This is a genomic window from Candidatus Levibacter sp. Uisw_134_01, from assembly GCF_047717795.1.
Classification (GTDB): domain Bacteria; phylum Pseudomonadota; class Alphaproteobacteria; order Puniceispirillales; family Marisalimonadaceae; genus Marisalimonas.
Map to the genome: position 1 here is coordinate 21,058 of NZ_CP159808.1, position 13,260 is coordinate 34,317.

15 protein-coding genes are annotated in these 13,260 nt (G+C 31.4%); 8 read left to right on the plus strand and 7 right to left on the minus strand.

From position 1 onward, the window contains the following. Window positions 1–27: 27 nt before the first annotated feature. Window positions 28–561, plus strand: a complete 534-nt coding sequence (locus tag ABXT66_RS00110; protein ID WP_443643637.1) for a TlpA disulfide reductase family protein — start codon at window positions 28–30, stop codon at window positions 559–561. On the opposite strand, the gene ABXT66_RS00115 is transcribed toward ABXT66_RS00110, so the two are convergent. From ABXT66_RS00115 to ABXT66_RS00140, 6 genes are read right to left on the minus strand one after another with little or no spacing between them, the layout of a single operon-like run. After that, complete coding sequence (locus ABXT66_RS00115; protein ID WP_443643638.1) at window positions 550–1,479, minus strand: electron transfer flavoprotein subunit alpha/FixB family protein; 930 nt, start codon at window positions 1,477–1,479, stop codon at window positions 550–552. The two genes, ABXT66_RS00110 and ABXT66_RS00115, sit on opposite strands and share 12 nt — an antisense overlap. 18 nt (window positions 1,480–1,497) lie before the next feature. Then, on the minus strand, window positions 1,498–2,247 hold the full coding sequence (locus ABXT66_RS00120; RefSeq protein ID WP_443643639.1) for an electron transfer flavoprotein subunit beta/FixA family protein: 750 nt from the start codon (window positions 2,245–2,247) through the stop codon (window positions 1,498–1,500). Between the two features lie 28 nt (window positions 2,248–2,275). Then, entirely contained in the window at window positions 2,276–2,872 is a 597-nt protein-coding gene (locus ABXT66_RS00125; protein WP_443643640.1) for a cob(I)yrinic acid a,c-diamide adenosyltransferase, read from the minus strand. Continuing rightward, window positions 2,865–3,068 (minus strand): twin transmembrane helix small protein, encoded by a 204-nt coding sequence (locus tag ABXT66_RS00130; RefSeq protein WP_443643641.1) that lies wholly within the window; start codon window positions 3,066–3,068, stop codon window positions 2,865–2,867. Before ABXT66_RS00130 ends, ABXT66_RS00125 begins: the two co-directional genes overlap by 8 nt. Before the next feature lie 11 nt (window positions 3,069–3,079). Then, a complete protein-coding gene (locus ABXT66_RS00135) occupies window positions 3,080–3,988 on the minus strand; it encodes a bifunctional 5,10-methylenetetrahydrofolate dehydrogenase/5,10-methenyltetrahydrofolate cyclohydrolase (RefSeq protein WP_443643642.1) in 909 nt (302 codons plus the stop codon). Window positions 3,989–3,997: 9 nt separating this feature from the next. Beyond that, on the minus strand, window positions 3,998–4,282 hold the full coding sequence (locus ABXT66_RS00140; RefSeq protein WP_443643643.1) for a YggT family protein: 285 nt from the start codon (window positions 4,280–4,282) through the stop codon (window positions 3,998–4,000). 108 nt (window positions 4,283–4,390) lie between these two features. Between ABXT66_RS00140 and ABXT66_RS00145 the strand changes: the two genes are divergently transcribed. From ABXT66_RS00145 to aspS, 5 genes are all read left to right on the plus strand, one after another. Next, on the plus strand, window positions 4,391–5,620 hold the full coding sequence (locus ABXT66_RS00145; RefSeq protein ID WP_443643644.1) for an ABC transporter substrate-binding protein: 1,230 nt from the start codon (window positions 4,391–4,393) through the stop codon (window positions 5,618–5,620). 17 nt (window positions 5,621–5,637) lie between these two features. Beyond that, a complete protein-coding gene (locus ABXT66_RS00150; RefSeq protein ID WP_443643645.1) occupies window positions 5,638–7,311 on the plus strand; it encodes an ABC transporter permease in 1,674 nt (557 codons plus the stop codon). A 73-nt stretch (window positions 7,312–7,384) separates the two neighbouring features. Further along, on the plus strand, window positions 7,385–7,945 hold the full coding sequence (locus tag ABXT66_RS00155; protein ID WP_443643646.1) for a DJ-1/PfpI family protein: 561 nt from the start codon (window positions 7,385–7,387) through the stop codon (window positions 7,943–7,945). 9 nt (window positions 7,946–7,954) lie between these two features. After that, entirely contained in the window at window positions 7,955–8,143 is a 189-nt protein-coding gene (locus tag ABXT66_RS00160) for a DUF1289 domain-containing protein (protein ID WP_443643647.1), read from the plus strand. Window positions 8,144–8,163: 20 nt separating this feature from the next. Further along, window positions 8,164–9,933 carry an aspartate--tRNA ligase gene (gene aspS / locus ABXT66_RS00165; protein WP_443643648.1) on the plus strand — a complete coding sequence of 590 codons (1,770 nt, stop codon included), beginning with the start codon at window positions 8,164–8,166 and terminating at the stop codon, window positions 9,931–9,933. Here the strand turns inward: aspS and ABXT66_RS00170 are convergent. Then, on the minus strand, window positions 9,926–10,945 hold the full coding sequence (locus ABXT66_RS00170; protein WP_443643649.1) for a COX15/CtaA family protein: 1,020 nt from the start codon (window positions 10,943–10,945) through the stop codon (window positions 9,926–9,928). The genes aspS and ABXT66_RS00170 overlap by 8 nt on opposite strands. Before the next feature lie 177 nt (window positions 10,946–11,122). Between ABXT66_RS00170 and groES the strand changes: the two genes are divergently transcribed. Together groES and groL are read left to right on the plus strand one after the other, a co-directional pair. Continuing rightward, window positions 11,123–11,410 (plus strand): co-chaperone GroES, encoded by a 288-nt coding sequence (groES, locus tag ABXT66_RS00175; RefSeq protein ID WP_443643650.1) that lies wholly within the window; start codon window positions 11,123–11,125, stop codon window positions 11,408–11,410. 49 nt (window positions 11,411–11,459) lie between these two features. Beyond that, window positions 11,460–13,139 (plus strand): chaperonin GroEL, encoded by a 1,680-nt coding sequence (gene groL / locus ABXT66_RS00180; protein ID WP_443643651.1) that lies wholly within the window; start codon window positions 11,460–11,462, stop codon window positions 13,137–13,139. Window positions 13,140–13,260: the final 121 nt, after the last annotated feature.

Here is a 13,260-nt window from a genome sequence, read left to right on the forward strand (position 1 = left end):
TTATTGATACTTATATTAGTTTAGACCATGAATACATCAAAAATTAATAAAAAAATATTATTATTCCTTCTCTTAATACTTTTTAGTAATAATGCTGTAGCCTCTGAGAGCTTAAAAAAGCTGAGTGTCAGCATACCATTTCCAAATCTAGCAATTTTAAATAGTAAAGAAAAACTTTTTATTTTTGATTTTGAAAAAAATTCAACAAGTGAAGGTTATGTAATCAACTTTTGGGCTACCTGGTGCGTTCCATGTAAAAAAGAACTACCCGACTTAAGTTTGCTTAATTTAAAACTTAAAAAGCACAATATAGAAGTATTAACTATTTCTATAGATAAGAAAAATATTAAAGAACAGTTAAGTTTTTTATTTAATAACGGCGCATCCGATTTAAACCATTTTTTTGATAAAGACATGAAAATTTATAAAGCATTAAAATTAAAGGGCATTCCTACAACTATTATAATCAATAAAAAAGGATCAGTAGTGTCAAAACACGAAGGTATCTTGAAATGGGGTGAAGCTAGGGTTGTTAAAAATATTATAAATTTACTTAATTAACTTTTCCATCTCAGGGACTGCTTTAAATAAATCTTCAGAAAGCCCATAGTCAGATACTGTAAAGATGGGTGCTTCTTCATCTTTATTGATAGCAACTATAACCTTGCTATCTTTCATACCAGCTAAGTGTTGTATTGCTCCAGAAATTCCTGCTGCAATATATAAGTTTGGTGCTACTACTTTTCCAGTTTGCCCAACTTGCCAGTCATTAGGAACGTATCCTGCATCAACTGCAGCTCTGCTGGCTCCCATTGCAGCTCCAAGTTTGTCTGCAAGTTTTTCAAGAACTTGGAAGTTTTCACTAGAACCTAGCCCTCTACCACCTGATACCACTATGTCAGCTGCAGTTAATTCAGGTCTTTCATTTTTAGAAAGTTCAGAATTTATGTACTTTGACAAAGTTGTCTTTTCACCAGATTTAATGGAGGTGGTTTTCGTCTCTTTATCACTGATAATAGCTTTTTCAAAAGCAGTAGTTCTTATTGTTAATATTTTTAAGTTATCGTTACTTTTGCAAGTTGCAATTGCATTACCTGCATATATTGGTCTCTTAAAAGTATCAATGTCAATTATTTCAATAACATCTGGAATGATCATTACATCTAACAATGCTGCTAAACGTGGAGCAGTATTTTTACCATTTGCTGTATTAGAAAATAATACATGTGTATATTTTTTAGCAATAGAATGAATTAAAATGGAAGTATCTTCAGCTAAAGGGTTTTCATAAATTTTTTCATCACAAAATAGAACCTCATTAATACCTTCAATTTTACTAGTTGATTCAATCACTGTCTGACAATTATTTCCAATAACTAATACATCTGTATTTCCAATTTGTTTAGCAGCATTTACGGTATGTAAAGTTGCTGGTAAAAGTTCATTATTGTTATGTTCAACTATTACTAATATACTCATTTTATATCCTTATTGAATTTATATTACTTTTGCTTCATTCTTTAATTTATCAACTAATTCTTCAATAGTTTTTAACATTATACCTGATTGACGCTTAGATGGCTCCTCAACTTTTAATATGTCCAAACGCTGCTTAATATCTATTTTAAGTTCTTCAATTTTTATCTGATTGATAGGTTTCTTTTTTGCTTTCATAATGTTAGGTAAGCTAGCATATCTAGGCTCATTTAGTCTTAAGTCTGTACTAATTACTGCTGGTAAAGTAACTTGTATGTTCTCAATGCCACCATCAACTTCCCTACTTACCTTTGCTATTTTATCATCAATTTCTATTTTACTTGCAAAAGTAGCTTGTGGCCAATTTAATAAAGCGGCAACCATTTGGCTAGTAGCATTCATATCATCGTCAATGGCTTGTTTTCCCAAAATCATTAAATCAATATTTTCTTTTTTGGCTATAGATGAAATGATTTTTGCAATATTTAGTGGTTCTAAAGTTTCATTAACTTCAACAAAAATGCCTGAATCTGCGCCCATAGCAAGTGCATTTCTAATTGTTTCTTGTACCTGAGATACACCTATAGAAATAGCTATTACTTCTGTTGCAACTCCTTTTTCTTTAAGTCTTAATGCTTCTTCAACAGCTATTTCATCAAATGGGTTCATGGACATTTTAACATTATCTAACTCAACGCCTGAATTATCGCTTTTAACTCGTACTTTTACGTTATAATCCACAACTCTTTTAACGGGTACTAAGATTTTCAAATTTTTCTCCTTTAACATATATTATCAATTAATCTTGATTTAAACCTGGAATCCACAAAATATCCTTTAATCCATTTTCATTCAAGACCCTACATAAAACAAATAACAAGTCAGACAATCTATTTAGATAAATCAGAGATTGCGCATTTATAGGTTCTTCGCTACCTAAAAGTGAGGTGTCTCTTTCTGCTCTTCTGGCAATTGTTCTAGACATATGAAGCAAAGAAGACGCCTCTGTTCCTCCTGGAAGGATAAAAGAATTCAATGGTTTTAAATTACTGTTAAACTTGTCAATTTGTTGTTCAATTTTTTCAACTTGAGTCTTTTTTATTCTAAGTGGAGGATATTTTTCCTTAGTTTCAGAAATAGGTGTAGATAAGTCTGCGCCTAGATCAAATAAGTCATTTTGAATTTCTCTAATTAAATTTTTGATCTCTATGCGGCGTTTGTTGTCAGTATTATTATTGTTTAAGCACAAGTAAACTAAACCTAATGACGAATTTAATTCATCAACAGACCCATAAGCCTGTGGCCTTGGTGAATGTTTTGCTACTCTACTTCCATCAGTAAGACCTGTTGATCCGTTATCCCCTGTACGAGTATAAATTTTATTTAATTTAACCATTAATAGACCTCTTATATATTAATAGGCAAACAAAAATTAAAATGGCTACTGCCTGAAATACTATTCTATATCTCATTATAAGGTTGCTCTTTGATTTGTTGTACTCGCCACCTCTAGCCATAGTTATTAGACCCCAAGCAAGGATCAAAACTACTAAAGACATGCATATAAACAATATTATATTATACCAATCCATTATAAAGATCCTTAAATAATATTAACAAATTTTTCATTTTTATTTAAAAAGGCTGCTTTGACCGTATTATGCATTAAGCATGCAATTGTCATTGGACCAACACCACCAGGAACAGGTGTAATTTTTTGAGAAACATTAATGACACTTTCAAAATTTATATCTCCTACAAGTTTATATTTTTTTTCATTAGTTTTTGCATTCTCTAATTTTAATCTATTAATACCAACGTCTATTATGATTGCATTGGGTTTTATATAGGTGTCATCAATCATTTCAGGTTTTCCAATTGCTGATATCAAAATATCAGCATCACTACAATGTTCTTTGAGATTTTTTGTTTTGGAGTGAGTTACAGTAACAGTACAGTTGGATGAAAGTAACAATGAGGCCATAGGTTTGCCAACAATATTAGATCGACCAATAATCACAACATTTTTCCCATCCAACTCATTCAATTCTTTTTTTAGCATATAGAAACACCCCAGCGGCGTACAAGGAACAAAGTCAGGGTCACCCATTAATAACTTTCCAAAGTTAATTGGATGAAAGCCATCAACATCTTTAGAAGGATTAATTGATTGAATTATAAGTTTTTCAGAAATATGAAGTGGAAGTGGAAGTTGAACAAGAATTCCATCTACATTTGTATCTTTATTTAATTTATATATTTCGTTTAATAAATGTTCTTCAGAAGTATCAATAGGAAGCTTAATTTCGACAGATGTAATATTATTTTTTTCAGCTGTAAGTATCTTATTTTTAACATATATTTTACTTGCAGGATCTTCACCAACTAATAAGACGGCTAAACATGGGTTGCGAAGAAATTTTTTTGAATAGTGATTACTTAATGGAAAAATTTCTTTAAGAAGATTTTCAGCATACTGCTTACCATTAATAATTTTACTAATATTTTGCATAAAAATATTTTATAATCCTAGTCTATAATCTGTAATTAAGTTTTTTAAAAAACTCAGCAACAGTATTACTATAACTGGAGACAAGTCTATACCCGATAATAATGGAATATATTTTCTAATTTTACCCAATAATGGTTCATGAATTGAAATAAGTGCTCTAAAAATAGTATTTATAATTTTATTATAGTTATTAATCATTTGAAATTGAACTAGCAGGCCCATGATTACATAGACGAACAAAGTATATAAGTAGAGAGTAATTATTTCATTGATTAATATTAGCAGTGCATTCATTTCAAATAACTAGTTCGATTATGTTACATTTATATAGATAATACTTATTAATAATAATACTATAGTTATTATAAAATTTTTATATAACTAAGAAAAAGGGTATTTGAAATGTCTGTTATACAAATAAATAAATTATTCTGCCTGTTTGTAACAGTTTCAACTATTTTTACTTTTCCTTCTATCTCCATAGCAGATAAATATAACTGGAATAATATTGTAAAAGAGGCATCTGGTCAGACTGTTTATTTTCACGCATGGGGCGGAGCTGAAAATATAAATACATATATAAACTGGGCAGCAGAGACAGTTAAAAAAACATATAATATTAATGTTAAGCATGTAAAAATTTCTGATACTTCAAATGTTGTAAGTAGGATATTAGCTGAAAAAAACGCTAAAAATAATAAAAATGGTGCTGTAGATTTAGTATGGATTAATGGTGAAAATTTTTCTTCAATGAAAAGAAATAATTTATTGTTAAAAGAAAATTGGGTTATTGAGCTTCCAAATTCTAAATTTCTAGATTTTAAAAATAATCCAAGTTTACTAAATGATTTTGGTATTCCTACAGATGGAATGGAAATGCCCTGGGGTGTATCACAATTAAATTTTTATTATGATAGTAAATATATAAACATGCCTCCCAAATCAGCCTTAAGTCTAAAAAAATATATCTTAAATAATAGAGGAAGGTTTACTTTTCCTCAGCCACCAGACTTTGTTGGTACAAGTTTTTTAAAGCAAATTTTAATTGAGTTAATTGCTGATAAAAGTATTTTAAAACGAGAATATATTAAATCTGAACATGAAAAAATGCTTAATCCTTTATGGAATTGGTTAGATGCAGTCACGCCTCATTTATGGAGAAATGGAAAAAATTATCCATCTAACTATTTATCTTTAACTGAACTCGTTGCTGATAGAGAAATAGATATTGGAATGGCATTTAATATTGCTCATGCGTCTAACGCTATATCGGAAGGTAAACTTACTAATACAGTAAAGAGTTATATTCATAATGGTGGAACATTAGCTAATGTTCATTTTTTATCTATTCCCTATAATTCTTCAAGTATTGCGTCAGCTAAAGTTTTTATTAATTTTCTAATTTCTCCTGAAGCACAATTAAAAAAACAAAATAAAGATTTTTGGGGTGATCCAAGTGTTTTGTCATCAAAAAAGCTTATGCCTGAATGGAAAAATAAATTTTTAAATTTACCAAGAGGTGTTGCAACATTAAGTAATGAAGAGTTAGATTTAAAACTTGAGGAGCCTCACCCTTCATGGGTAAAGGTTATTGAAGATAAATGGATAAAAAAATATGGATCCAATAATTAACTTTCAGATAAAAAAACTTGAGTTTTAGATATATTCAAATTCTTTTAATGCTTTTAGGTTTAATAGTAATTATTCCAATATTTTTTGGTTTCTTAGGTTTTTTTTTACCGTCATTTGGCTATTTTCCTGTTATTGGTCAAAATAATTTTGGATTAAGTTATTTTTATTCCTCTTTTGAATTACCAGGAATATCAAAATCTATTATATTATCTATTTTCACGGGCTTTTTCTCTACTATTCTTGCCTTGTTTTTTTCACAAGTTATTATTTTAAACATCTTTCAAACAAAAATTTATAAATATATCAGAATAATTATGTCACCTCTTTTGGCTCTGCCACACATAACCATGGCAGTAGGTTTAATTTTTTTATTTTCGCCAAGTGGTTTGTTTTTTAGATTAATTTCTCCATGGTTAACTGGTTTTGATAGACCTCCAAATTTTTTTATTGTTCCAGACGATTATGGTATATTTCTAATCTTAGGCCTTCTTTTAAAAGAAACTCCTTTTTTTTTATTACTCTCCTTGTCTGCATTAGAACAGTTGCCTGCTAATCAATTATTTAATGTCGGTAAATCTCTTCAACATCATAGTTTTTCAACTTGGTGCTTATTGATATTTCCATTAATATATAAAAAACTAAGGTTAGTAGTATTTATTGTTATTGCATTTGCAGCATCTGTTGTTGACATGTCATTATTGCTTGCCCCGTCTACGCCATCTACTTTAGCCATTAGAATATTCCAAATTTATCAAACTTCAGATTTAGATTCAATATTTGTTGCGTCTAATTTAGCCTTAATTCAACTTTTTATAATAGTAGTTCTTATTTTATTTTGGATTATTTTGGAAAAAATAATTAAGAAAAATTTTTTTTACATATTTCTAATTCGAGTACTATCTAGAAAAAAAACTAGATTTATAGATAGCTTTTTTATTGTTGCGATGGTTTTATTTTTATTATCTACAATAGGTATATTGTGTTCAATTTTTTGGAGCATTGGTGAAAATTGGTATTTTCCAAAATTTTTGCCAGATACATTTGATTTTTCTAATATTACTAATTTTCTTTATAAAAACCAATCATTAGTCTTAATGTCTATATACATATCTTTTTTGGTTTCAAGTTTGTCAATAATTTTAATTATAATTTGGGTTGAATTAGCTGAAATACTAAATATCAAATATTTTTATTTTGAATGGATAATATTTATCCCGTTGTTTATTCCTCAAATATCATTTTTGGTTGGCCTTCAGAGTTTCATTGTAATGCTTAACTTTCAGGATTTTCTAATACCACTGATACTTGTAGAGTTACTATATGTGTTGCCATATTGTTTTATAATTTTAACTCCAGCTTTAAGAGAAATTAAAAAAGAATTTATTAAGGTTGGATTAAGTTTGGGGAAAAACAGAATTGAACGATTGTGGCAAATAAAAATTCCATTAATCTTTTCTACTTTATTAACATCCTTTGGTATTGGGATGATTGTTTCTTTATCATTATATACGCCTGTTTATTTTATAGGTGCTGGTAGAATAACTACTCTTACGGTAGAAGCTTTAAATTTAGCTTTAAGCGGTTCAAGACAAGATTTAGGTTTGGCAACTTTTTTTCAGGTTATCATTCCAATATCAATTTTATTAATTATTGCTTATTTAAACAAAAAAATCACTAAATGGAGGTATTAAAAACTTTAAGATTACTTGATAAGCTTAGTTAAATCACTTATAGAACGAATATGTAATTTTTCAGGAGAGTAATTTGTCGAATTTATCTGCATTTAAAGGTAAGAAAATAGCTATTATGGTAGCAAGTGGCTTTAATGAAGAGCAGTTTTTAATAATTCAAAAAACTCTTTTAGCAGCTGAGGGATCTTATACAATAATTTCAAGGGATATTGGGACAACTAATGGCTGGGCTTCAAACAATTGGGGTCTTTCTTATCCTGTTGACCAAGCTGTATCTGAGACACTAGCAATTGATTTTGATGCTCTTATAGTTCCAGGTGGGTCAAATCAAATTGAAACTTTAAGCAACGACCTTCATGTCAGACGAATTTTAAGGGCTTTTTTAAGAGAAAACGAACCTGTTGCTTTAGCAGGAGTGTCAACAATGTTACTAACTACCATAGACGCTGCAAAAGGAAGAAAAGTTGCTGCCTCAGATGCTGATAGTGCTCTTTTAATAGCTGCAGGAGCTGAAATAATTGATAACCCTACTGTTAGAGATACTAACTTAATAAGTGCAACAAGTGGAGAAACAGGAATCTCAGATCTTTTGGAAATGTTAGCTCAAGCTATAAACGATAATTCACAAAACTAGGTTATCTCAGTGAGTAAAATAAAAATAATTAGTCCTTGTATTGGTGTTTGCAAATTAGACATAGATAGTAACATCTGCGTTGGATGTTTAAGGACTGCCGATGAAATAGCAAATTGGCCTCAATTAGACAATGAAAAAGCAATGAAAATTATGAAACAAATCAAAGATAGATATATCACTGAAAAAACATCAAACTAAAATTTAAGGAACTAGTGAAAATGCACAAATATAGAACTCATAAATGTGATGAACTTCGACATCACAATGTCAAAGATGTTGTAAAGCTATCTGGTTGGGTCCATAGAAAAAGAGATCATGGACAACTTATATTTATTGACTTAAGAGATCATTACGGCTTGACACAAGTGGTCGTGGATTCATCAAACGATAATTTTTCTACTATTGAGAACCTGTCTCTTGAAAGTGTAATAACCATAACGGGCATTGTAGTTGAAAGGTCTTCAGATACAATTAACAAAAGTCTTCCGACCGGTGATATAGAAGTTAATTTAACTGAATTAGAAATTATTTCAAAATCTAATGCTTTGCCTCTTCAAGTAAATTCTGATGAAGATTATGGTGAAGAAACAAGATTGAAATTTAGGTATTTAGATCTCAGAAGAAACAGGCCTCATTCAAATATAATATTGAGATCAAATATTATACAAACAATTAGAAATAAAATGTTAGAATTAGGGTTTATAGAATTTCAAACGCCTATTCTAACCGCTTCTAGCCCAGAAGGCGCAAGAGACTTTTTAGTCCCCTCAAGGCTAAATAAGGGTAAGTTTTATGCATTGCCTCAAGCCCCTCAACAATTCAAGCAATTAATTATGGTGTCTGGATTTGACAAATATTTTCAAATTGCTCCTTGTTTTAGGGACGAGGATAGTAGAGCAGACAGGTCACCAGGAGAGTTTTATCAACTTGACTTAGAAATGTCCTATGTAGATCAAGAAGATGTTTTTGATGCAGTTCAGCCAGTTATAAGAGAAGTTTTTACAAAATTCTCAAAAAAAACAATTGATGAAGTTTTTCCAAAAATTACTTACAAAGATTCAATGCTAAAGTATGGAAACGATAAACCAGATTTAAGATTTGATCTTGAAATTAAGGATGTTACTGAAGTATTCACTAATTCTGGCTTTAGTATTTTTGCTAATTCTATTGAAAATGGATCAATTGTTAGGGCAATCCCTGGCCCGGAATGTGGTTCAAGGTCAGTTGCTGATAGAATGAATAGTTGGGCACAATCAGAAGGTGCTCCTGGAATGGGGTATATAATATATAGTGAAAGTACAGCAAAAGGACCAGTTGCAAACGCTTTAGGTATTGAAAAAGCTTTAAGTATGCGAGATTTATTCAACTTAAAAGATGGAGATGCTTTGTTTTTTTCTTGTGCTAAAGAAAACGACGCGGCGAGTTTGGCAGGTAAAGCAAGAGTAAAAATTGCAACCGATAAAAAACTTATAAAAGAAAATATATTTAAATTTTGTTGGATAGTTGATTACCCAATGTTTGAAAAAGATGAAAACACAGGTAATATAGAATTTTCACACAATCCTTTTTCCATGCCTCAAGGAGGTATGGATGCACTTTTGAATAAAGATCCATTAGACATATTAGCTTATCAATATGACTTAGTATGTAATGGTATAGAATTATCTTCAGGAGCTATAAGAAACCACGTCCCTGATATCATGTATAAAGCTTTCGAAATTGCTGGTCACAAGCCTGATGTTGTCGATAATAAGTTTCCTGGCTTGATTAATGCTTTTAAATTTGGAGCTCCGCCGCATGGAGGGATTGCTCCTGGAATTGATAGAATTGTTATGTTACTAGCTGATGAACCTAATATAAGAGAAGTGATATTATTTCCAATGACAGGTAAAGCAGAGGATTTAATGATGAATGCACCTAACGATATCAATGAAGTTCAACTGAAGGAACTTGGTATAAAATTAGACAAGAAAATTAAAATCAATTAGTTTTAACGTTCATATTATTTCTATGCATTGATATAGTGAAACATATAAAGAGGATTACAGCACCAGTTTGATGTAAAGCACCTAGGTGAACAGGAACCATATTTATCAAAGTTATAATACCTAACAAAAACTGAAAACAAACAACGCAAGATAAAAAGATAGCTATTCTTTTAGATTTTAAATCTTTGTTGCTACTGTAAGATTTAAAGCTATAAATTAAGACCGTAATTATTGTTAAGAGAGCCAAGTGTCTATGGTGGAATTGTGCGGATGCTGGGTTTTCAAATGGGTCTAAAAATTTATATTCTCCGTAATTTTCTGGTATTAGATTACCGCCCATTAATGGGTATTCGTTATACATTAGGCCAGCATCCATACCAGCAACAAAAGCTCCAGCAACAATTGTTGTCGATAAAATCAAAAAAACTAAAAAACTGAAATTGAATTTGATTGCAGAATGTCCTTCTTTGGTGTCAAGATAAGCCCAGACTAAAAGAAATAATATTAACAAAGCATTCGACAAGTGAACTGTCAGTCTATATTGAGATACGGACGGATCATTAACTAATCCTGACTTTACCATCCACCAGCCAATAAAACCTTGAAGACTTCCAAGTAATAATATTAGGAATACCTTGTTTAGTGTTTGTTTTGGAATTTGTTTAAAAAATAAAAAAATTATTAATGGTATAATAAAAACAAAACCTATTAATCTACCCCATAGTCTATGAAAATATTCCCAGAAAAATATTTTTTTAAATTCATGTAATTCTATTCCATGATTTTTGTATATGTATTCAGGGGAAAGTTTATATAGATTAAAAACTCTATTCCATTCTAAGTCTGACATTGGGGGAAGAAAGCCAAGTAAAGGCCGCCATTCAACCATTGATAAACCTGAGCCAGTCAATCTTGTTATGCCACCTATAATAACCATTAAAAATACCATCAAAGCTGATATTAACAGCCAAGTTGCAATATATTTTTGAGAAGATAAGGCTATATATGGCATTATTACAGTATTGGAACATTGAAAATCATGTCATATAGATGATGTCAAATTCAGAAAAATCAATATTTTTAATAATTTTTTTATTTGATCTTGAAAGTTAATATTACGCTTACTATTTAAGCAACATCAATAACTCGTTTATTGTTTAATTTAACTTTTAAAATAGGGAGATAAGGCATGAAGTTTAGGCCACTTCACGATAGAGTTGTAGTTGAGCGTCTCGAAGCAGAGGAGAAAACTGCAAGCGGTATTATAATTCCAGATTCAGCACAAGAAAAACCAATGCAAGGTAAAATAGTTGCAGCAGGTTCAGGAGCACGTGATGAAACAGGTAAAATTCAACCTTTAGATGTTAAAGAAGGTGATGTTGTACTTTTTGGAAAATGGTCCGGTACTGAAGTTAAGCTTGATGGAAAAGATCTATTGATCATGAAAGAAAGCGATATCATGGGAATAATGGGTTAATTTATTCCTTTATTTAAAAAATTACGTTACAATTTGAAAGGACGATAAAATGGCTGCTAAAGAAGTCAAATTTGGTGCAAATGCACGTGCTCAAATGTTAGAAGGTGTAGATATTCTAGCTGAAGCAGTAAAGGTTACACTTGGACCTAAAGGAAGAAATGTTGTTATTGATAAAGCATTTGGAGCTCCAAGAATAACTAAAGACGGCGTTACCGTTGCAAAAGAAATTGAACTTAAAGATAAATTTCAAAATATGGGCGCTCAAATGGTTAGAGAAGTAGCATCTAAGGCAAACGATGTTGCCGGTGATGGTACTACTACTGCTACAGTTTTAGCTCAAGCAATTGTTAAAGAAGGTTCAAAGGCAGTAGCCGCCGGCCTTAATCCTATGGATTTAAAAAGAGGTATTGATTTAGCTATTGAAGCTGTAGTTGCAGATTTAGAAACACGATCCAGCACGATCTCCACCAATGCAGAAGTTGCACAAGTGGGTACACTTTCAGCTAATGGTGAAGGTGACATTGGAGACATGATAGCAAAAGCCATGGATAAAGTTGGTAACGAAGGTGTGATCACAGTTGAAGAAGCAAAAACTCTTGCAACAGAATTAGATGTTGTTGAGGGAATGCAATTTGACAGAGGTTATTTATCACCATATTTCATTACAGACGCAGATAAAATGAAGGTTGTAATGGATGATCCATACATTCTTCTTTTTGAAAAGAAATTAGCCAATCTTCAAGAAATGTTACCAGTTCTAGAAAAGGTTGTTCAGTCTGGAAAGCCTCTTTTGATAATAGCTGAAGATGTTGAAGGTGAAGCCTTAGCTACGCTAGTTGTAAATAAACTAAGAGGTGGTTTAAAAATAGCTGCTGTAAAAGCTCCAGGTTTTGGCGATAGAAGAAAAGCTATGCTTGAAGATATTGCAATATTAACAAAAGGTGATTTAATTTCTGAAGATTTGGGTATTAAATTAGACAATGTTACTCTTGAAATGCTTGGAACAGCCAAACGTGTTGAAGTTACAAAAGAAGAAACTACAATTATAGATGGTGCAGGCACTAAAGATGATATTGCAGCTAGATGTAATCAAATCAGAGCACAAATAGAAGAAACAACGTCCGACTATGATAAAGAAAAGTTACAAGAACGTTTAGCAAAATTAGCTGGCGGTGTTGCTGTTATTAAGGTTGGTGGCGCTACTGAGGTTGAAGTTAAAGAGCGTAAGGATCGTGTTGACGATGCTATGCATGCTACAAGAGCAGCTGTCGATGAAGGTATTGTTCCAGGTGGAGGAGTTGTTTTTGTGAAAGCTATTCCTGCATTAGACAAAGTAAAATTTGATAACCCTGACCAAAAAGTTGGTATTGACATTGTTAGAAGAGCATTAAAAGCTCCAGCAAAACAAATAGCTGATAATGCAGGCCAAGACGGGGCGGTTATTGTTGGAAAACTTTTAGAGTCAACTGACGCAAATTTTGGTTTTAATGCTCAAACTGGTGAGTTTACAGACTTAGTTAAGGCTGGTGTTATTGACCCTACTAAAGTTGTGAGATCAGCTTTACAAAATGCAGCTTCTGTTGCAGGTCTTTTAATTACCACCGAGGCAATGGTTGCTGATAAGCCAGAACCTGCTTCTGGTGGCGCTGCAGGCGGAATGCCTGACATGGGCGGCATGGGCGGCATGGGCGGCATGGGCGGCATGGGTGGTATGCCGGGTATGATGTAAATTACCGTTTAAAAATTTTCTTAAAACACCTCGCAATTAATTTTGTGAGGTGTTTTTTTTGTTTAAAAAAAGATAAATTCTTGCATACAAATGATATCTATTATAGCTATAGGTTAAATCT